Source organism: Kitasatospora sp. NPDC008115 (genome assembly GCF_042957205.1).
Classification (GTDB): domain Bacteria; phylum Actinomycetota; class Actinomycetes; order Streptomycetales; family Streptomycetaceae; genus Kitasatospora.
This window is the reverse complement of the sequence record NZ_JBIBHU010000006.1, coordinates 204,859-224,921: the sequence shown is the minus strand read 5'-3', so window position 1 is coordinate 224,921 and position 20,063 is coordinate 204,859. Positions and strand designations below refer to the sequence as shown.

General features: G+C 75.0%; 16 protein-coding genes. 9 read left to right on the top strand and 7 right to left on the bottom strand.

Translation table 11 applies throughout. From position 1 onward, the window contains the following. Positions 1 to 26 precede the first annotated feature (26 nt). Entirely contained in the window at positions 27 to 881 is an 855-nt protein-coding gene (locus ACFZBX_RS10565; protein WP_391532894.1) for an alpha/beta hydrolase, read from the bottom strand. 159 nt (positions 882 to 1,040) lie between these two features. Next, on the bottom strand, positions 1,041 to 3,761 hold the full coding sequence (locus ACFZBX_RS10560; RefSeq protein WP_391532893.1) for an ATP-binding protein: 2,721 nt from the start codon (positions 3,759 to 3,761) through the stop codon (positions 1,041 to 1,043). A gap of 345 nt (positions 3,762 to 4,106) precedes the next feature. On the opposite strand from ACFZBX_RS10560, the gene ACFZBX_RS10555 reads away from it, so the two are divergent. The 4 genes from ACFZBX_RS10555 (at position 4,107) to ACFZBX_RS10540 (ending at position 7,867) form a co-directional block, all read left to right on the top strand. Continuing rightward, positions 4,107 to 4,913: a DUF2182 domain-containing protein gene (locus ACFZBX_RS10555; RefSeq protein ID WP_391532892.1), complete on the top strand. Its 807-nt coding sequence runs from the start codon at positions 4,107 to 4,109 to the stop codon at positions 4,911 to 4,913. 180 nt (positions 4,914 to 5,093) lie between these two features. Next, positions 5,094 to 5,753, top strand: coding sequence for a DUF1326 domain-containing protein (locus tag ACFZBX_RS10550; protein WP_391532890.1), 660 nt, complete (start codon positions 5,094 to 5,096; stop codon positions 5,751 to 5,753). Between the two features lie 285 nt (positions 5,754 to 6,038). Next, entirely contained in the window at positions 6,039 to 7,373 is a 1,335-nt protein-coding gene (locus tag ACFZBX_RS10545; protein WP_391532888.1) for a DUF6271 family protein, read from the top strand. Continuing rightward, positions 7,370 to 7,867 carry a GNAT family N-acetyltransferase gene (locus ACFZBX_RS10540; RefSeq protein ID WP_391532886.1) on the top strand — a complete coding sequence of 166 codons (498 nt, stop codon included), beginning with the start codon at positions 7,370 to 7,372 and terminating at the stop codon, positions 7,865 to 7,867. The genes ACFZBX_RS10545 and ACFZBX_RS10540 overlap by 4 nt, the downstream gene beginning before the upstream one ends. 34 nt (positions 7,868 to 7,901) lie before the next feature. On the opposite strand, the gene ACFZBX_RS10535 is transcribed toward ACFZBX_RS10540, so the two are convergent. Both ACFZBX_RS10535 and ACFZBX_RS10530 read right to left on the bottom strand, forming a co-directional pair. Continuing rightward, positions 7,902 to 8,987: a substrate-binding domain-containing protein gene (locus ACFZBX_RS10535; RefSeq protein WP_391532884.1), complete on the bottom strand. Its 1,086-nt coding sequence runs from the start codon at positions 8,985 to 8,987 to the stop codon at positions 7,902 to 7,904. Between the two features lie 129 nt (positions 8,988 to 9,116). Continuing rightward, the gene (locus tag ACFZBX_RS10530) at positions 9,117 to 10,916 is read right to left on the bottom strand and encodes a beta-galactosidase family protein (protein ID WP_391532882.1); all 1,800 of its coding nucleotides are present in this window, start codon (positions 10,914 to 10,916) and stop codon (positions 9,117 to 9,119) included. Between the two features lie 272 nt (positions 10,917 to 11,188). Between ACFZBX_RS10530 and ACFZBX_RS10525 the strand changes: the two genes are divergently transcribed. Next, positions 11,189 to 12,286 (top strand): substrate-binding domain-containing protein, encoded by a 1,098-nt coding sequence (locus ACFZBX_RS10525; protein ID WP_391532880.1) that lies wholly within the window; start codon positions 11,189 to 11,191, stop codon positions 12,284 to 12,286. A gap of 289 nt (positions 12,287 to 12,575) precedes the next feature. Further along, entirely contained in the window at positions 12,576 to 12,854 is a 279-nt protein-coding gene (locus ACFZBX_RS10520; RefSeq protein ID WP_391532878.1) for a hypothetical protein, read from the top strand. Positions 12,855 to 12,905: 51 nt separating this feature from the next. On the opposite strand, the gene ACFZBX_RS10515 is transcribed toward ACFZBX_RS10520, so the two are convergent. The 3 genes from ACFZBX_RS10515 to ACFZBX_RS10505 all read right to left on the bottom strand — a co-directional run bounded on the left by ACFZBX_RS10515 (position 12,906) and on the right by ACFZBX_RS10505 (position 16,432). Continuing rightward, on the bottom strand, positions 12,906 to 13,283 hold the full coding sequence (locus ACFZBX_RS10515) for a hypothetical protein (protein WP_391532876.1): 378 nt from the start codon (positions 13,281 to 13,283) through the stop codon (positions 12,906 to 12,908). 106 nt (positions 13,284 to 13,389) lie between these two features. Next, positions 13,390 to 14,202, bottom strand: a complete 813-nt coding sequence (locus ACFZBX_RS10510) for a sugar phosphate isomerase/epimerase family protein (protein WP_391532874.1) — start codon at positions 14,200 to 14,202, stop codon at positions 13,390 to 13,392. Positions 14,203 to 14,500: 298 nt separating this feature from the next. Further along, positions 14,501 to 16,432: a DUF2264 domain-containing protein gene (locus tag ACFZBX_RS10505; RefSeq protein ID WP_391532872.1), complete on the bottom strand. Its 1,932-nt coding sequence runs from the start codon at positions 16,430 to 16,432 to the stop codon at positions 14,501 to 14,503. A 329-nt stretch (positions 16,433 to 16,761) separates the two neighbouring features. Here ACFZBX_RS10505 and ACFZBX_RS10500 point away from each other — a divergent pair, with 329 nt between their 5' ends. Genes ACFZBX_RS10500 through ACFZBX_RS10490 form a run of 3 tightly spaced genes read left to right on the top strand, consistent with a single transcriptional unit; the run spans position 16,762 to position 19,960 of the window. After that, a complete protein-coding gene (locus ACFZBX_RS10500) occupies positions 16,762 to 18,120 on the top strand; it encodes an ABC transporter substrate-binding protein (RefSeq protein ID WP_391532870.1) in 1,359 nt (452 codons plus the stop codon). Next, the gene (locus ACFZBX_RS10495) at positions 18,117 to 19,058 is read left to right on the top strand and encodes a carbohydrate ABC transporter permease (RefSeq protein WP_391532868.1); all 942 of its coding nucleotides are present in this window, start codon (positions 18,117 to 18,119) and stop codon (positions 19,056 to 19,058) included. Before ACFZBX_RS10500 ends, ACFZBX_RS10495 begins: the two co-directional genes overlap by 4 nt. Beyond that, complete coding sequence (locus tag ACFZBX_RS10490) at positions 19,055 to 19,960, top strand: carbohydrate ABC transporter permease (RefSeq protein ID WP_391532866.1); 906 nt, start codon at positions 19,055 to 19,057, stop codon at positions 19,958 to 19,960. Before ACFZBX_RS10495 ends, ACFZBX_RS10490 begins: the two co-directional genes overlap by 4 nt. Positions 19,961 to 20,063: the final 103 nt, after the last annotated feature.

Here is a 20,063-nt window from a genome sequence, read left to right as displayed (position 1 = left end):
TGCGATCAGGACGGCTCGGCGGGCGGTCAGTCCTGTTCCGCGGCCACGGCCTCGACGCCGTTGGCGGCCAGCCAGGCGAGGACGTGGTCGGCGACCGAGTGCCAGCCGCTGTCGAACACCAGGGAGTGCCCCCGGTCGACGAACTGCTTCAGCTCGGTCACGGCGGAGGAGTCGCCGTAGAGCTTGTAGACCGCGCGGGTCACGGCGTCCGGGACCATCCGGTCCTCCTGACCGGACACCAGCAGGAGCGGCCCGCGCGCCGGGTTGGCCGTGTCCACCACCGTGCCGCCCGACCCGGTGCCGGTTGACGCGGTGCCGGTGCCGTCGAGTCCGAGGTCCGCGAGCAGCCGGAACGGGGCCGGGACGGCGTACCGGTCGAAGAGCTTCGCGGACTCCGTCTCGCCGACCGCGTTGGCGACGACGTGCCGGAACCGGGTCCGGGGCAGCGGCTCGCAGGACGGGTACCGGATCGAGCCGGCCGGCAGCGGCGACCACAGCCGGGGACGGGGCCAGGGCCGGGGCCGGTCCTGGTCGTCCAGCGGCACACCGCCCGCCGGCAGCGGCGCGATGGCCACCGCCGCGCGGCCGTGGCCGGCGCCGAGGAGGTGCTGGGCGATCAGGCCGCCGGCCGAGTGCCCGATGAGGACCGGCGGTCGGTCGAAGGAACGCACGATCCGCTCGTAGTGCGCGGTGAGTTCGGCGAGCCCGAGGTCGCGCAGCGGGCCGGGATCGCGGCGGGCCAGGTCGGCGGTGTCGGCCTCGCCCGGCCAGGCCGGGACGGAGACCGCGTAGCCGTGCGAGGTAAACCGTTCGGCCCAGCCCGCCCAGGAGGACAGGTGGAACCACGCACCGTGGATGAGGACGACGGGGGTTTGCTTCACGGTCGGACCTTCCGGTTGCACACGACGAACCGCCGGCGTGGCGGCGCTTCATCGAGGATCGCCGGACGGTGGCGCGGCGGGAACAGTCGGATGACTGCATACGAAGGTGACCGTCACCGTACGGTGCGCCGGTGCGCCGCACGCCCGGCGGCCCCGGGCTCATCGGTCGGGGAGCGCTCCGACGATCTCGCGGCGCGAGGAGATCCCCAACTTGGCGAACACCTTGCGCAGATGCCACTCCACCGTGCGCGGGCTGAGGAACAGCTGCGCGCCGATCTCGGCGTTCGGGTGCCCGGTGGCCGCGAGCCGGGCGATCTGCGCCTCCTGCGGGGTGAGGACCGGCGCGCCGACGGTCCGCCTGCGGACGGTCTCACCGGTGGCGAGCAGCTCCCGGCGGGCCCGCTCGGCGAACGCCTCCATGCCCATCGCCGCGGCCGCCTCGTGCGCCGCGCGCAGCTCGGTGCGGGCCTGGGCCCGCCGGTTCTGGCGGCGCAGCCACTCGCCGAGCAGCAGCCTGGCCCTGGTCTCGAACACGCCGAGCGGGCCCCGGCCGAAGTGGTCGACGGCCTCCCTGAAGTGGTCCTCGGCCCGCTCGGGCGCCCCGGTCAGGGCGTCGGCGACCGCCAGCGCGCCGAGCGCCCAGGGCGTCCCGGCCCGGCCCCAGTCGGCCAGCCGCTCGCGCGCCCGCGCCGCCACCGCCCGGTCGCCGACCCGGGTCGCGGCCTCGACCAGCTCGCTGCACGTCCAGTTGTGGACGACCAGGTCGTGGTACTCCCCTCCCCTGAGCGCCGCCTCCACGGCGAGCGGATAGTTGCCCAGGCCGTTGTTGAGGACGGCCCGCGCGCACGCCGCCATGCCGGTGAGCCGGCCCAGGCCGCGCTGCTCGCCCTCCCGTTCCATCGCCTCGATCAGGTCCAGGGCAGGACGTTCCCGTCCCCGGTACGCGCTGATCAGGACGGTCGAGACCATGCGCGTCGCCACGCCCGCGGCCTCCTCGACGGCCTCGGCCTCGGCCAGCAGGTCCTCGGCCTCGGCGAAGCGCCCCGCGTAGCCGAGCGAGGCCGCCCGGTAGGGCAGCGCCGTCGAGAGGACCGACAGCGCGCCCGTCGTCCGGGCGAAGCGGACCGCCCGGTCGGTGATCTCCAACCAGGCTCCGAGATCGCCCAGCTCCACCGCGGCGTTGGCGGCCGGCCACAGCACGGCCAGGTCCTCGTCGTCGGTGAGGGAGCGCAGCGCCCGTGCCAGCAGGGGGAAGGCGGCGACCGGGCCGTCCGTGGTCCAGGTGACCAGGGCGCGGAGGAAGACGCCCGCCTTCTCGTCCCCGGGCGGCAGGTCGCGAACCGCCTCGGCGACCCGCCGCCGTCCGCCCTCGTCGTACCGGCCGGCCCAGATGGCCGCGCCGAACGCCGCGAGGTAGGTCTCCCGGGCGGCGGCCGGGTCGAGGTCCCTGAGCCGGCCCGCCGCGTCGAGCAACGGCTGCACCGCGCCGAGGCCCGGGTTGGTCATGGACGAGGCCTTCGCCCGCAGGCGGCTGGCGTTGGCCTGCTGCAGCGGGTCCAGCGGCCCGAGTTCGGCGGCGGCGAGCAGGTCGGGAACCCGCGCCGGCGCGCCCGCCGCGACGTGCGCCGCCGCGGCGGCCAGGGCGCGCCGTGCCCGCTCCCCCGGGCTGGGGGTGAGCGCGGCGGCCCGTTCCAGGAAGGAGGCGGCGGCCGCCCGCCCGCCGCGCGCCAGGGCCCGGTCGGCGGAGCGTTCCAGCGTGGCGGCGACCTCCTCGTCCGGGCCGACCGCGGCGTGGGCCAGGTGCCAGGCCCGCCGGTCGGGGTCGCGCCCGGCGTCGGTCGCCTCGGCCAGCGCCTGGTGCGCGGCGCGCAGTGCGGCGCCGTCCGCGCCGCGCCAGACGGCCGAGCGCACCAGCGGGTGCCGGAACCGCACCGGGGCGCCCAGCGTGATCAGGTTCGCGGTCTCGGCCGGTGCCGCGGCCTCGAACCCGATGCCCAGCAGGCGCAGCGCGTGCCACAAGAGCGGCCCGTCGCCGACCGGTTCGACCGCCGCGACCAGCAGCAGCGCGCGGGTGTCGGCGGGCAGCGCCTCGACGCGCCGGCGGAAGCCCTCCTCCACCCTGGTCGCCACCGGTCCCGCGCCGGGCCCCCCGAAGCCGAACGCCAGCTCCGCCGGTGACAGCCCCCGGGGCAGTTCCAGCAGCGCGAGCGGGTTCCCGCCGGTCTCGGCGACGATCCGGTCCCGCACCCGGGCGTCGACCGGCCCCGGCAGGACGCTGTCGAGCAGCGACCGGGCGTCGTCGTCGGCCAACCCGCGCAGCGGAAGGTCCGGCAGGCCGGCGAACCCCTCCTCCGGCTGCCCGTCCGCGACCCGCTCCGCGAACACCAGCGCCACCGATTCGGCGTCCAGCCGGCGCCCGACGAACGCCAGGATCCGCTGGGACATCAGGTCCAGCCACTGCGCGTCGTCGACCAGGCACACCAGCGGGGACTCGGCCGCGGCCTCCGCGAACAGACCGAGGACCGCCATCCCGACCAGCAGCATCTCGGGCGGATTGCCCGCGCTCAGGCCGAACGCGACGCGCAGCGCGTCCTGCTGCACGGGCGGCAGCCGGTCGAGGTGCGACAGCAGCGGGGCGCACAGACGCTGCAGGGCCGAGTAGGCGAAGTCGGACTCCGCCTCCACACCGGCCGCACGCACGGTCTGCAGCCGCGCCGCCCGCCCGGCCAGATGGTCGAGCAGCGCCGACTTCCCGACCCCCGCCTCGCCGCGCAGGACCAGCACCCGGCTGCGCCCGCCACGCACCTCGCGCAGCAGGCGCTCCAGTGCCTCCAGCTCCCGGTTCCGCCCGAGCAGCTGGTGTTTCGCGTGTTGCGGCATGTCCCCTCCGACACCGTCTCCCTCCCGGAGGAGCTGCGCCCATCCTACGAACAGCCAACCCGGTGAGCTGCACGGATTCCGCCCCTGGCTGCCCGTCGTCGACGCGGCGCCGGCCGGCCGGGACGCGTTGGACCCACCGCACGTGGAAGGCCGTGTTCACGACCGGCCGTTCACGTTCGCCGCCGTGGCGGCCAGTGGGCCGGTCCGCCTCGCGCACGCCCGGCGGGAGGGTGCCGGCGGACCTCCGCCGCACCCGTGCCGCAGGGCGGGGGAAGCGGCCCCGGTGCCGCTCGCCCCCGCGGCCGCCGCTGTGCTGTGCTGGAAGGGCCAGCCTGGGAGAGCACCATGCGTACCATCACGGTGGAGAAGCAGCCGCTGCGGACCGGCGTCCTGATGCCCGCGAGAGACCTGACGGTGGCGTGGGGCCTGATCGTGGTGATCGCCGCGCTCGCCTGGACGATCACGGTCGCGCAGGCCGGGGACATGGGGATCGGACCGGGAACGATGGGGATGGCGCTGCCGCTGTTCCTGCTGCTGTGGCTGGCGATGATGGCGGCGATGATGCTGCCCTCGGTCGCTCCGGTGGCGGTGACCTGGGCGAGGAGCATCGCCCGGCAGTCGGGCGGGGCCTCGCGGGCGGTGCGGACCACCGGGTTCCTCGGCGGGTACCTGCTGGTGTGGACGGCCTTCGGGCTGGTCGCGTACGGCGGGCTGACGGTCACCGGGCACTGGGTCGACCGTGAGCCGGAGGCCGGGAAGTGGATCGGCGCGGCGGCGTTCGCCCTGGCAGGGCTCTACCAGCTGGGTCCGCTGAAGTACGTGTGCCTGCGGCACTGCCGCAGCCCGATGGCACAGCTGCTGCACTACGCGAGCTGGCATCCGCCCGCGCGGGACCTGCGGGTGGGACTGCACCACGGCGGGTACTGCCTGGGCTGCTGCTGGGCACTCATGGTGGTGCTGGTGCCACTCGGGGTGATGAACGTGGCGGCGATGGCCGTCATCGCGGTGGTGGTCTTCCTGGAGAAGCTGTGGCAGCGCGGCCCGGCGCTCGCCCGGGTGGCGGGCGTGGTGTTCCTGGCACTGGCGGTCCTCGCGCCGTTCCAGGACTGGCTGTTGCCGGGTCTGACGCCGGACGCGATGGGCCCGATGTGATCGGCGCCGGTGCCGCTCGGGGCGCGTTCCGCCCGAAACCCGCCCGCCGGGGCTTTCGGTAACCGTGCGCGAGCGGCAGGCTGGAAGGGAGGCCGTTCGCGATCCCGGCCGAGGACTCGGGACAGCGGTCTCGCCCGCCGGTCGGCCGCGCGCACGGCCGACGGCAGGAGGTGAAGCGCGATGACTGGACAGACCGCCGCCGGGGACACCCACTGGCACCTGGCGGGCGACTGGTTCGACACCTGCAAGTGCGCCATCCCGTGCCCCTGTACGTTCGCCCAGCCGCCGACCTACGGCGACTGCGAGGGCGTCCTGGCCTGGCGGATACGTGAGGGGAACTACGGCGACGTACGCCTCGACGGCCTCAATGTGCTGATGCTCGGCTCCTTCGTCGGAAACGTGTGGGCCGGCGAGCACACGGAGCCGTACGCCGCCGTCTTCCTCGACGAACGCGCGGACGAACGGCAGCGGGCCGCGCTGGGAACGATCTTCGGCGGAGAGGCCGGCGGGTGGCCGGCGCAGTTCGGCGAGATGTTCGGGGCCGAGATGCGCGGGATGGAGTTCGCACCCGTCCACGTGAGCGTCGACGACGATCTGGCCACCTGGAGCGCCGAGGTGCCCGGACGGGTACGGGCGAGAGCCGAGGCGCTCACCGGCCCGACCACACCCGAGGGCGCACGGGTCCAGGTGCACAACGCACCGGGTTCCGAGGTCGGGCCCGGCCAGATCGCGACCTGGGGGCGGTCCACCGCCGACCACGCGGACGCCTTCGGCTTCAGCTGGGACCGCACGGGACGGTCGAGCAAGCACTTCCCGTTCGACTGGAGCGGCCCCTCCTGACGGGCCGACGGGCTCGGGCACGTGGCGGGGGCTCGGGCACGTGGCGGCCGCGGCGGGCCGTGGCGCCGGCGGTCCGTACGGGGCCGGTCGCGGCTGCCCGATCGGGCAGTGTCGGGGTGCGCCACCCGTTCCCCGAAAGCACACCGTTGACACCGAAGTTGGTCTAGTCCACCGTGAGTGAGATCAAGGTCGTCCGGGGCCGCCAGAGCGCCGTTCAGGATACCACCCGGCCGTCAATTGTACGCCGGTGCAACAAATCTGACGAACAGTTGGAGAATCCCGCACATGCAACGAGTCTGCCTCGCCCTGCCCACCATGCGTTCCTGCCCCGGCACCATCGTGGACCTCGCCGAGGAGGCGGCCTACGCCGTCGCGAACTTCGAGGTCGAGGTGCACCTCCTGATCCTCGACACCACCGACGCCACCGACCCCGCCGGCTTCGCCAGGAACGCGGACGCCGTGGCCTCGCTGACCCTCGCCCCGGGCGTGTTCGTCCACCACCTCGGCGAGGTGCGGCAGCGGGAGTTCTTCCGCCGGGTGGCCGAGCGCTCCGGTGCCGCCGACCCCGAGGTGCTGCTCGACATGATGGTCCCGCAGGAGGTCGCGTACGGCTCCTGCGTCAACCGGATCTTCCTGGGCGCGGCCGCCCTGGGCTGCACCTCGGCGCACCTGCGCAACGACGACGCCGACTTCCAGGTCCTCGACGGCCGGAAGATCTTCCCGATCCACCACGAGCTGCTCTCGATCGGCAAGCCGGCCGGCGAGGCGGTGGCCGGTGTGACCCGCTCCGAGCTCGACCCGGCCGACGCGGAAAAGCCGGTGATGCTGGTCAGCGGCTCCTTCATGGGCGAACTCAACGTGGACATCGGCGAGATCCGCGAGCTGGACCCCGAGGTCTACCGCGACGTGGTGCGGCTGTGGACCCCGCCGGTGTGGCCGGACGAGGACCGGGACGCGATGGTGGAGGTCTCCTTCAGGGGCACCGGCACCGAGCCGTTCACCGCCGACCACTCCGTCCTCGGCGTGCCGGACATCTGGGACGTCTTCATGTGCAACGTCGCCCTGGACCACCGGGGTTACGAGGTGCTGCCGCTGCTGCCCTCGGTCCGGACCCTGGGCTGCGACTACGCCCTGCTGCACTCCCTGGTCCACGCCCGGCTGCCCGGCGTCGTCCACAACCGCCACATCGTCAACTACTACACGCCCGAGCGCCGCACCGGCGCCGGTTTCATCCCCTACCAGATGGGGTTCGTCAAGCTCCTGCTCTCGATGCTGTACCTGTACCCGGTCTACGGCGGGATGATCGACCTCGGCCGCAAGCTGCTGGACGAGCGGCACGGGCTGAAGGCCGAGCCGATCCTCGACCTGGTGCGGGGCAGCGTCGACTGGGACCGGTCCGGCAACGAGCACTGCCTGGACGTCCTGGACCGCTCCTACCGCAAGCTGGGCGGCAAGTACGCCGAGCTCGCCGACGTGGTGGCCGAGCAGCGGCAGCAGCTCCTGGACGAGGCGCAGGAGGACGCCAGGCGCTGGGCGGTGCTGATCGAGGCCTGGGCGCCCCTGGTGGCCGCCGCCCGCGCCGAGGGCCTCCACTCCGGCGCGGCCGGGGACGCCGGGTGAGCGAGGACTTCCTGATCCGGCGGCTGGCCGACGACGACTGGGACGCCGTGGTCGCGCTGGAGCACGACGCCTACGCGGCCGACGGCCTGTCGGAGGGCCGGGAGGCGCTGCAGTCCCGCGCCCTCGGCTCGCCGGAGACCTGCTTCGTGCTGGAGCAGGGCGGCGCGGTCCGCGGCTACCTGCTGAGCCTGCCGTACCCGCCGCTGCGCTGCCCGGACCTCGCCCACGCGGAGGACGCCGCGTACGAGTCGGGCAACCTGCACGTGCACGACCTGGTGATCGCCGAGGACCTGCGCGGCCGGGAGGTCGCGCTGGGGTTCATGCGGTACTTCCGGGCGCGGGCGGAGGAGTTGGGCTTCGAGCGGATCTCGATGGTCGCGGTGCGCGGGGCGGACATCCTGCTGCGGCTCATCGGCTACCGCGCGCACCGGGAGGTGGCCGTGCCCGCGTCCTACGGGCGGCGGGCGGTCTACATGTCGATGCCGCTGAGCTGACTCCCGGGGCCCCGCCGGTGTCCTCCGGACCCGGTCAGCGTCCGGAGGACTCGCGCACCGTCAGGTCCGGCAGCAACTCCAGGTGGTGCACCGGCAGGCCGCCGCTCCCGGTGGCGGCCAGCCGTCGCACCAGGAGGTCCACCGCGGCGGCGCCGACGGCGCGCTTGGGCGGGGCCACCGCGGTCAGTGGCGGGGCGCCGAGGGCGGCGAACACGTCGTCGTAGCTGACCAGGGCGAGGTCCTCGGGGACCCGGACGCCCCGGGCCCGCAGCAGGGGCAGCAGTTGCAGGGCGTCCTGGTCGTTGTGCACGAGCGCGGCCCCGACCCCGTCGGCGACCGCCCCGGCGAGCCGGCCGGCGACGCCGTCGACGTCGGTGGCCGGGGTGCGGATGTCGATGACGGGCTCGGCGGGCAGGCCGAGCGTCCGGCAGGCCTCGGCGTAGCCCAGCCGGACCTGGTGGGCCGTCCAGGTGTCGGCGCGGGCCGCCAGCGCCACCCGCCGGTGGCCGAGGCCGGCGAGGTGGCGCAGCGCGAGCAGGACGCCGTACCGGTGGTCGGAGCCGACCGCGTCGAGGACGGCGGCGGGGCTGCCCGGGGCCGGGAGGCGTTCCAGCAGGACGGCGGGGACGGGGAGTCCGGCCATCCAGGCGTGCTCCTCGGGGCGGTCGTCGGCGGTCCAGTTGGGGGCGAGCAGCAGGCCCTGGACGCCGGAGGCGAGGAGCTGGTCGACCTGGACGCGGTCGGCACTGGCCTCGTAGGAGGAGATGCCGAGGACCAGGTGGACGCCGGCCTCGGCCGCGGCGGTGCGCGCGCCGGCGATCACCTCGTCGAAGTACTGCACCACCGCGGGGACGAGCAGGCCCAGGGTGGCCGCCTCGGCCGGGCGGACCGGCGCCGGGGCGGACGCGGGCGCGGCCGAGGGGCCGGACGCCGCGCCGGCGGACGAGACGGAACCGTGCGTGCGGCGGAGCAGACCGGACTCGGCGAGGGCGGCGACGTCCCGGCGGACCGTCACGGCCGGCAGGCCCAGCCGCTCGGCGAGGTCCACCACCCGGACGGTGCCCAGGCCGCGCACCGTGTCGAGGATGCGGGCGCGGCGATCGTCCGCCGGGATCGGCATGGCACTCCCTGTCGGTGGGCCGGTCTGTCGAAGTGGACAGAACCTACCACCCGGTCACCGGACGGCCGGACGGTGCCGGACCCCGGCGGCAGGAGGGTGCCGACCCCGGCGGAGGCGGACCGGGGTGGATCAGGAGCCGTACCGCTCCTCGGGAACGACCGGGCCCAGGTCGGGGCCCGCCACCAGGTCGACGTGGTCGCCCGGGCGGTGGAGTTCGAGGATCAGCACCTCGTTGGCACCGGCCCGCCAGAGCGGAGCCGGGGCGTAGAGGGTGCGCTGCGGGCCGATGTCCCAGTAGCGGCCGAGCGCGAACCCGTTCAGCCAGACCATGCCCTTGGTGAACCCGGGCAGGGCGAGGAAGCCGTCGGCGGGGGTGTCGACGGTCAGTTCGGCGCGGTGGAAGGCGGGCCCGTCGGCGGTGGAGGGCTCGCCGAGGGCGAGGGCCGTCGGGTCGTCGAGGGGCAGCGGGCGCACCTCCCAGCCGAACTGGTACTGCCGGTCGACCCGCACGCCGCCGGTGATGCCCTTGGGATCGTGCAGCAGCGGGCCGTAGTTGATCCGGCCCTGGTTCTCGACGAGCAGGTCGAGCACGGCGCCGCCCTCGGGCACCCGCACCGGCAGGGCCTGGTCGGGGTGGTCGCGGTCGAGGACGCCGAGGGGTTCGCCGTCGAGGAAGACCTGGGCGCGGTCGGCCAGGCCGTCCACCCGCAGTTCGCCGTGGGCGAGCGGGCCGCGCAGGCGGGTGCGGTAGTGGATGAGGCCGAGGTTCTGGCCGAGTTCCTCCATCGGACGGGGCTCGGGGAGGTGGTGCGCGGTGGAGAGTTCCCCGAGCGCGCCGTCGGCGCCGAGCAGCGGTCGGCTCGCGGTGACCGGGGCGGTGCGGGGGGCGAGGCGGGCGGGCAGCGGCGGCAGCGGGTGGGGGTTGGGGCCGAGGTGGCGTTCGATCACCTCGCGGAAGAGGTGGAACTTCCCGGTGAGTTCGCCGGCCTCGCCGACCGGGGCGTCGTAGTCGTAGCTGGTGACGTCCGGCTGGTAGGTGGTGCCGTCGTGGTTGGCGCCGTTCCACCAGCCGAAGTTGGTGCCGCCGTGGCCCATGTACAGGTTGACCGAGGCGCCGGCGGCGAGCTGGGCGTCGAGCACGGCGGCGGCGTCCGCGGCGTCGCGCACGTGGTGCGGCGTGCCCCAGTGGTCGAACCAGCCGCACCAGTACTCCATGGTGACCAGCGGGCCCACCGGCTGGTGGCGGCGCAGACAGGCGAGGGACTCCTCGGGGCGGGAGCCGAAGGTCCCGGTGGTGAGGAGTCCGGGCACCCGGCCGCCGAGCTGGAAGCCGTCCTCGGCGCCGTCGGCGGTGAACAGCAGGACGTCGACGCCGCGGGCGACCAGGGCGTCCCGCAGGTGTTCGAGGTAGGCGGTGTCGTTGCCGTAGCTGCCGTACTCGTTCTCCACGGCGACGGCGACCACCGGGCCGCCGTTCGAGGAGAGCAGGGGGAGCAGCACGGGCACCAGGTGGTCGAACCAGGCCTCCACGGCGGCGAGGAAGGGCGGGTCCAGGCGGCGCAGCCGCATCGCGGGGTCGGCGAGCAGCCAGCCGGGGAGGCCGCCGAACTCCCACTCGGCGCAGATGTACGGGCCCGGGCGGACGATGACGTCGAGGCCGAGGTCGCCGGCGGCGCGGACGAATCCGGCGAGGTCGCGGTCGCCGGTGAAGTCGGCGCGGTCGGGCGTGGGCTGGTGGAAGTTCCAGGCGACGTAGGTCTCGACGGTGTTGACGCCCATGGCGCGCAGCCGGGTGAGGCGGTCGGTCCACTGTTCGGGGCGGATGCGGAAGTAGTGGACGGCGGCGGAGACGATCCGGTGCGGACGTCCGTCGCGCAGGAAGGTGTCGCCGTCGGTGGTGAGGGCGGGGTGGGGGGCCTGATCGGCCATCGGGTCCTCCGCGGGAAGGGGCGGGAGTGAGGGGGCGGGACCTGGAACGGGTCCGGGCGCACGGCCGCACGGGTGGCTGCGGCAGGCCGGCGGCGGCGGATCGGCGGCGGCCACCGGGGACACCCTAGGAGTTCGGTGATCGCACGGTCAATCGATCGGCGATCATCGGCATTATTGATCAATTTTCGATCGAACGATACTCTTCGATCGGAATATCACCGGGGGACCGCTCCCGGACGACGCTTCGGCGGGCATGACATTGGGAGGCCAGGATGGCCATTTCGGGGGAAGAGCGCCGCAGGCTCATCGTGTCGGCCGTCGGCGAGCTCGGCGGGCGGGTCCGCCTCACCGAGCTGGCCGACCGGCTGGGCATCCCGGCCGTCACGGTCCGCCGCGACATCGCCGCACTCGCCGACGCCGGCCGGCTCTCCCGCTCGCACGGCTTCGTCTCCCTGGAACGCCCCGACGCCGCCGGACCACCGGCCGCCCCCGGCCCCGGAGCGGGCCGCGCCCTCGGCCTGCTGGTGCCCTCGGTCGGCTCCTACTTCGACGAGGTGATCGCTGGGGCCCGGGCCGCCGCCACCGCCGCCGGGGCCCGGCTGGTCCTCGGCATCGCCCCGTACGGGACCGGCGGCGACCGGTTGCAGGCCGAACGCCTGCTGGAGTCCGGCGCCGAGGGCCTGCTGCTGGCCCCGGGCCTGGTCCCCGGCCGGGCGGCCGAGGACTACGCCTGGCTGGACGCCCTGCCGGTGCCCGCCGTCCTGGTGGAACGCCGCTCCCCCGCCCCGGACGGCCCCGGCTCCGGGCTGGACACCGTGGCCTCCGACCACCGCCACGGCGTGCTGAGCGCCCTACGCCACCTGGCCGGACTCGGCCACGGGAGCGTGCTGCTCGCCGCCCGGGGCGACTCCTGGACGGCCGCCGAGGTCCGGGCCGGCTACCTGGAGGGCACCCGGCTGCTCGGGCTGCCCGCCCTCCCGGCACTCGACACCCTCGGGCCCGGCAACGTGCCGGCCGATCCCGAACTGCTGGTGACACGGATCGCCGAGGCCGTACGGTCCGGAACACGGGCGGTACTCGTCCACAACGACCAGGACGCCCTGCGACTGCCTCCCCTGCTGCGCGCGCAGGGCCTCACCGTGCCCGGTGACGTGGCGCTGGTCGCCTACGACGACGTCTTCGCCGCCCTCGCCGCGCCCCCGCTCACGGCCGTCGCCCCGCCCAAGCACGCGGTCGGCGCGGCAGCCGTCGACCTCCTGCTGCGCCGCCTCGCGGCCGGCACCGAGCTCCCGGTGCACCGCACGGCCCTGCTCCCGGCCCTGCACGTCCGCGCCTCCTGCGGCGCCGACCGGGCGACACCCCCGGCCTGACCCGCGCACACGGCCGCGCCGACAGGACGGCGGTCGACGCCCGCCCCCAGATGCAGAACCCATGCACGGGTCCAGGCACCGCGCCCCAGGCCCGCGGGGCGCGGTGGAGTTCCGTGGTCGACCCGTCGCCCGCGGGCGACGGCGCGCCCGCGCCGAGTGCCGGCGGGTCGAGCGAACCGGCCGGCCCCGCCGGGGCACGCGTCGCCACGAAACGGCCCGACCCCGGAGGCCGGGCCGGGCGGCACCGGGAGGCGGCGGCGGTGTCGTGGGGACCGGATAGGTTGCGCGGATGACTGACACGGACCCGCTGGTGCCCGTTCTCGCCGGACTGGTCGTCGACATCGTCCGGTTCCTCGACAGCTGCGGGGACGACGAGGTCGACCCCGACGCCGCGGTGCGGATGACCGAAAGCGTGGGCCGGGTCCTGGGGCGGCTGCCGCGCGACCGGCGCGACCGGTTCCTGACCGTGCTCGCGGACCTGGCCGAGGCGGAGACGGAGCCGGGTCGGCGGGAGTTCCTGGAGGCCTTCCCCTTCGCCTGCGGCCTGGCCGAGGACCAGGCACCCTGAGCGAGTCGGCGGGGGTGAGCCGACCCGCCCCGGCCCGCCCCGGCCCGCCGGCTACCGGGTGACCCAGATCGCCGCGGTTCCGCATACGGCAAGGGACACGAAGACCTGCGCCATCATGGCCGGAGGCCACGTGTTCTGCTCCGTCTCGCCCCGCCGCTCGGCCTCCGCCAGGCGCCGCGCGAACTCCCTGCGGTGGCCGATCATCCCCACCGGGAAGGACACCACCGCGAACGAGTACATGGCGAGCACCACGGCCGTGTCCAGGTGCTTCACGTAGTGGCTGCCGACGCCGAAGAGCGCCATCGCGGCCGGCGCCAGCGCCATGCTGATCCGGTGCGTGCGAGTGGGCATTCCCGGCACCAGGACCGCCCAGAACAACGCCGTCGCCAGGATCGCGATCCACCACCACGACACGACGCCGAGCCCCAACGGATACACCACGCGCCCCCTCGCCCCGGCCGTTGGCCCGTGTCGAACGCGGGCTCCACGGCACCGTTCCGTCGCGGCCGTTCGAACACGGCCGATCCCCCGCAGCCTAGCGGCGACCTTGATCCGGAAGAAGGGCTCGGCGTGGCCGCAGCGCCGACAGGTACCGCGCCCCCGGCCCCAGCCGCGGCGCGAGGGGCGCGGCGTTCGGGTGCCAGGGGGCCTCGTACTCCCAGGCCGCCCAGGCGCCCGGCGGCAGCAGGCGCAGGCAGTCGGCGATCGGCAGCACGCCCGCGCCGAGCGGGAGCGGGGTGAGGTCGTCCGCCGAGGCGACGTCCTTGACCTGCGCGTATCCCAGGTGGGGGCCGAGCGCCCGGTGGGTCTGCGCCGGGGTCTCGCCGGCCAGCCAGGTGTGCAGCAGGTCCCAGAGCGCGCCGACCGCCGGGTGGTCCACCTCGCGCAGCAGCGGCGCCAGTGCGGCGCCGGCGCGGTGCGAGTCGTGGGTCTCGACGAGGATCCGCACGCCGAGGGCCGCCGCCTGCGGGGCCGCCCGGCGCAGCCTGCGGACCGCGCGCCCGTCGGCCTCGGCCACCGGGCCGGGGCCGCCGTGCGGGAAGACCCGCAGGTGGCGGCAGCCCAGGTCGGCGGCCAGCCGCAGGTGGGCGGTCAGCCCGGCGAGCACCGGCGCGTCCGGTCCGGGGGCGGCGACGCCGACGTAGGAGGCGAGGGTCAGCGGGACCACCCCGGCCCGGGACAGCAGCCGGGCGGCGGCCCGGCGTTCGTCCGCGTCCATCCCCAGGCGGACCGGCTGGTCGTCGGCGCAGCGCAGTTCGAGGCCGTGCCAGCCGTACTCGGCGGCGAGGCCGGCGGCGCGGTCGAGCGGCAGCCCGGGCAGGCCGAGGGTGGCGAGGGCGAGGGGCATGACGGTTCAGTCCTGTTCAACGGGTCGGCCGACGACCACGCCCGGCGCCAACCGCCCCCGCAGGCGCCCAGCGGCCGCGAGGGCGAGCGGGCGGGCGGCGGTGCGGTCGGACGGCGGCCTCGGCGGGCCGACGGGGGAAGGGGCACCGCGGGACGGACAGTCAGCACAACAGCCGCCGCGCCCCGCCCGGCCGGCCGGGCCTCCACGGGCGCAGCCGTGCTCGTCGGCGAGGCCGGCGGGTGCGGTCGAGCGGCAGCCCGGGCAGGCCGAGGGTGGCGAGGGCGAGGCGCACGGCGGCTCAGCCCTCCTCCACGGCGCGGACGGTGACCGCGCCGGGCGCGAGCCGGATCCGCCGGCCCGGGGCGCCCGCGAGCCGCACGGTCAGCACGACCGCCCCCGGCTCCTCCTCGTCGGGCCGGGCCTCCAGGGTGACCGCGTCGGCGAGGGCGGACGGCCGGTCGGCGGCGGTGAGCCGGGCGGCGCAGGCGAACAGGGCGGGGCCGGCGGCGGGCAGTTCGCCGGTGAGCCGGGGCAGCGCCGCCTCGGGGCCGAAGGCGGTGCCGCCGGGGACCCGCTCGCTGTCGGCGGCGGTGAAGCCGTGCAGGGCGTGCAGCTCGGAGGCGAGCCGCCCGTCGGCCCGGACGCGCGCGCCGGCCCGGTGCTCGGTGTCCGCGCCCGCGACCGCCCACCCGGTCTGGGTGACCGGGGTGCCGGCCGGCCCGCCGGTGACCAGGTGGGCCCTGACCTCCTCGGCGCCGTGGGCGAGGGTGAGCGAGGTGACGGTGACGCCGGGCAGCTCGCGGCCGCCGGCCCGCGGGTGCCAGCGGGAGGCGGCCCAGCCGGGCCCGGTGCCGAGCGGGTGGACGCGGCCGCGTTCGGTGGGTCCGTCGTCGGTCAGCAGGGCGAGGTGGTTGTCGGCGGGGCCCTCGAAGGCGGGCCCGGTGGCGGTGGAGTGGGCGAGCCGCGCGTAGTACGGATCGTCGGGGCCCACCGCGTCCGCGGGCTGGTCGTCGCTGCCGTGGTTGTGCAGCCGGACCAGGCCGTCGGCGGCGGTGGACTGCACCAGCCAGCCGGGCCCGGGCAGGGCGAGGACGGTGTCGCGCTCCTCGACGGGGGCGGGCTCCTCGGGCGCGGTCCACACCGGGTGGCCGGGCGGGAGCAGCAGGCCGAGGAAGGCGCTGCCGGCCCAGTACGGGGAGGCGGGGCCGGAGTAGCCCTGGACGAGCCGCAGGTCGGGGCCGTGCCAGCCGAGGGTGAGCAGGCCCCGGTCGTCGACGGCGCCGCGGTCGAGGAAGTGGCGCAGGGCGCCGGAGGCGAGCCGGCGGGTGGTGCCGGGCGCGAGCGGGGTGTGGCCGGTGAGGGCTCCGGCCCACAGGGGCGCGGTGGCGGCGAAGCGGTAGGTGAGCGAGCGGCCCTGGTGGACGGGGGCGCCGTCGGCGCCGAAGGTGTGGGCGTAGCCGGCCAGGTGGGCGGCGAGGCGTTCCCCGTACCGGGCGCGCAGCTCCCGGTCGTCGGCGAGGTGGGCGTGCAGGACGGGGTAGAGGTGCAGGGCCCAGCCGTTGTAGTGGTCGAAGGCGCGCGGGCGGCCGTCGGTGTACCAGCCGTCGCCGAGGTACCAGCGGTCGATGTGCTCCAGCCCGCGCCGGACCGCCGCGCGGGCCTCGGCTTCGGCGATGCCGGCCTCGGCGAGGAAGCCGCCGACGGCCAGCGGGAAGAGCCGCCAGTTGTTGTCGTTGGGCGTGCGGCTGAGGGCGTCGGTGAGCCAGCGGCCGACCCGGTCGCGGACGGGTCCGGACAGCCGGTCCCAGAGCCAGGGGCGGGTGAGGCGCAGCGCGAAGGCGATGGAGGCGGCCTCGACCATGGCCTGGCCGCGGTCGGTGATCAGCGGCCAGGACTCGCGGTCGCCGTCGGCGAGGTCGCGTTCGCCGGTGGGGGTGCGGGTGCCGGCGTCGAGTCCGGCGGCGTAGTGCGCGAGCAGGCCGTGCGGGTCGGCGCCGCCCGCGCCGGCCACCCGCAGGGCGGCGGGCAGGAAGGTGCGGGCGAATCCCTCCAGGCCGTCGGAGCGGCGTCCGGAGCGGCTCGGGCGGGGGCCGGGCAGGTCGATCAGCGCCCCGGCGGGACTGGCGTACGGGCGGACCGCGGTCAGCAGGGCGTCGGCGGCCGCCTCCCAGTGCTCCCTGGTCCAGCCGGTGCGCGGGCTGAGGTCGCGGTCCTCCGGGGGCAGGCGCATGAGGTCCTCCGTGATCGGGTGATGAGCCGGAATCTAGGCAGCACCTGATCATTCGTCAAGCTGGAGCGATCAAATGAGCGGCTTGATCTGATTGTGACCTTGCCGCCCCGGCGGCCAGGAGCCCGTATTTTTCGGCATTTCCAGTGGTCAGAGGGGCTAGTCCGAGGGCCCGTCAGACCGATCAGGTCAGATCATTTGATCCAAATCTCTTGACTCCGATCGCCGACCTGCTCAGGATGACAGCCAATCGCCCCCACCCTCTGCGGGTCGCGGTCGAAGCCGACCGCCCCCCCCTGGCCCGCGCACCCTCGCCGTTAAGGAGCCCACCGATGCGCTCGACGACCCCCTTCTCCCGGCGCAGAGCCCTCCGCGTCGCCGCCGCGGCCACCTCGGCCGCGCTCTGTGTCACCGTGCTCGCCGCCTGCGGCAGCAGCGGGGACGGGTCCGGGAACGCCGCCGCCGCGGACGACGGCAAGCCGGTCACCCTGACCTTCTGGGGCTGGGCGAAGGGCACCAAGGACGTGGTCGCCGCGTTCAACGCGAGCCACCCGGACATCCAGGTCACCTTCGAGGAGATCCCGGCGGGCGCCGCCGGCGGCTACGCCAAGCTCTCCAACGCGGTCAAGGCCGGCAACGCGCCCGACGTCTTCAACGTCGAGTACCCGCAGCTGCCGGACTTCGTCAGCCAGGGCGCCGTCCAGGACATCAGCAAGCTCGTCGGCGGCGACCTCAAGGCCAAGTACCTGCCGCAGGCCGTCGAGCTCACCTCGCTCGGCGGCCGCACCTGGGCCCTGCCGCTGGACGCCGCGCCGCAGGTCTTCTACTACCGCAAGGACCTCTTCGCCAAGGCCGGCATCACCGTCCCCAGGACCTGGGACGAGTTCCGCACCGCGGCGCAGCAGCTGAAGGCCGCCCAGCCCGACACCCGGATCGCCACCTTCTTCCCGGACGACCCGACCACCTTCGAGGCGATGGCCTGGCAGAACGGCGCCCACTGGTTCGCCGCCGAGGGCGACGCCTGGAAGTCCGACCTGACCGGGGCGCAGACCCGCCAGGTCTCCGAGTACTGGCAGAAGCTGGCCGACGAGGACCTCGTGCGCGTCATGCCGTCCTTCAGCCAGCAGTGGACCGCGTCGCTCCAGAAGGGCGAGACGGCCGGTTACCTCGGCGCCACCTGGGGCGGCGGCGTCCTCAAGGCCAACGTCGGCACCACCCCCGAGGTGAACGGCACCTGGGCGGCCGCGCCGCTGCCCAGCTGGGACGGCTCCCCCGCCAGCGGCATGCTCGGCGGCACCACCTTCGCCGTCTCCAAGGACAGCAAGAAGGCCAAGGCCGCCGTCGAGTTCGCCACCTGGGCGACCACCACCGCCGACGGCTTCAAGGCCCGGATCTCCTCCGGCACCTCCTCCGCCTACCCGGCCGCAACCGAGCTGGTGCCGGTCGCCAAGCAGGCCTTCAACACCGACTTCTACGGCGGCCAGGACCTCTACGCCCTCTACGCCGACGCCGCCAAGTCGATCAAGCCGGGCTGGACCTGGGGCCCGGCGATGGGCCTCACCAACGGCTCGCTGAAGGACTCCTTCGGCAAGGTCGCCGACAAGAGCGGCACCATCGACCAGGCGCTCGACACCGCGCAGCAGGCCACCCTCGCCGAGTTCAAGAACCGCGGACTGAAGGTCGCCCAGTGACCACCGGCACCCATCCCGGCCGTACCGCCCGCGCCGCCGGCCGGCGGCGCGGGCGGTACGGGGCACCGGCCGTGCTGCTCGCCCCGTTCTTCCTGCTCTTCACCGCCTGCACGCTGATCCCGATCGGCTACGCGATCCGGCTGAGCCTGTTCACCGAACGCCGCGACGGCCTCGGCTTCGGCGACGCCGAGACGGTCTTCACCGGCCTCGGCAACTACACCCGGGCGCTGGGCGACGCGGCGTTCCGCGACGGCTTCCTGACCGCCGCGCAGTACTGCCTGCTCTACATCCCGCTGATGACCGGCCTGGCGCTCGTCCTGGCCCTGCTGCTGGACTCCACGCTGGCCCGCGCCCGGCGCTTCTTCCAGCTGACGCTGTTCATCCCGCACGCCGTGCCCGGCATCATCGCCGCCCTGCTGTGGATGTACCTGTACACCCCGGGCATCAGCCCCGTGCTGGACGCGCTGGAGGCGCTGGGCACCCAGCCCGACCCGCTCGGCCACCCGCTGCCCGCCGTCGTCAACATGGCGCTGTGGCAGTGGACCGGCTACAACCTGGTCATCTTCTACGCCGCCCTCCAGGCGATCGACCGCACCGTGCTGGAGGCCGCCGTGGTCGACGGCGCCGGACCGCTGCGCACCGCCCTGAGCATCAAGGTGCCGCTGATCCGCCCCTCGATCGCCATGGTCGGCCTGTTCACCGTGATCGGCTCGCTCCAGCTGTTCACCGAGCCGATGATCCTCTACGGCACCTCGCCGGGCGTCACCTCCTCCTGGACCCCCAACATGTACGCCTACACGGCCGCCTTCGAGCGCCACGACTACGGGCTCGCCGCCTCCGCCTCGGTGCTGCTGGCGCTCGCCGCGGCGGGACTCTCCTTCGCCGTCACCCGGCTCACCCGGGGCCGTTCCGAACGCCGGCGGGAGGCCGACGCATGACCACCACCGCCACCCGCCCCAGCAGCGCCCCGCCCCGCCGCCCGGCCGGCGGCGGCCGGCCGCGCCGCCCGTGGACGCTCTCCAAGGCCGCCGTCAACGGCACCCTGGTCCTGGCCCCCCTCTACACCCTGTGGCCGCTCGGCTGGCTGCTGACCGCCTCCGCCAAGAACACCGCCGACCTGCTCGGCGGGAACTCCCTGGGCGCCGACAACTTCCGGCTCGGCGAGAACCTGCACGACCTGGCCACCACCGGCGACGGCATCTACTTCCGCTGGTACCTCAACTCACTGCTGTACGCCGGCATCGGCTCCCTGCTCTGCGCGCTGGTGTGCGTCGCGGCCGGCTACGCCTTCCACGTCTACCGCTTCCCCGGCAAGGAGAAGCTGTTCGGCCTGGTGCTGCTGGGCGTGCTGGTGCCGACCACGGCGCTCGCCCTGCCGATGTACCTGCTGGCCTCCGAGCTCGGCATCGTCAACACCTTCTGGGCGGTCTTCCTGCCCTCGCTGGTCAACCCCTTCGGCGTCTACCTCGCCCGGGTGTTCTGCGCCGGCTACGTGCCGGAGGAGGTCCTGGAGGCCGCCCGGATGGACGGCGCCGGGGAGCTGCGGACCTTCTGGTCGATCGGCCTGCGGATGGTGGTGCCCGGCTTCGTCACCATCCTGCTGTTCCAGTTCACCGCGATCTGGAACAACTTCTTCCTGCCGCTGGTGATGCTCTCCGACAGCCGGCTCTTCCCGGTCAGCCTCGGCCTGTTCAGCTGGAACGCCCAGACCAAGGCGTTCCCCGAGTACTACCCGCTGGTCATCACCGGCTCGCTGCTCGCCGTCGTACCGCTGGTGCTCGCGTTCGTGCTGCTCCAGCGGCACTGGAAGGCCGGTCTGACCGCGGGGAGCGTCAAGTGACCCCGAACCCCGACACCGCCGCCGGCACCGCCGGTACCCCCGCCACCGCCCCTACGCCCGACCGGGAGACCACCGTGCCCGACGGCCGGCCCGCCCGCCGCCC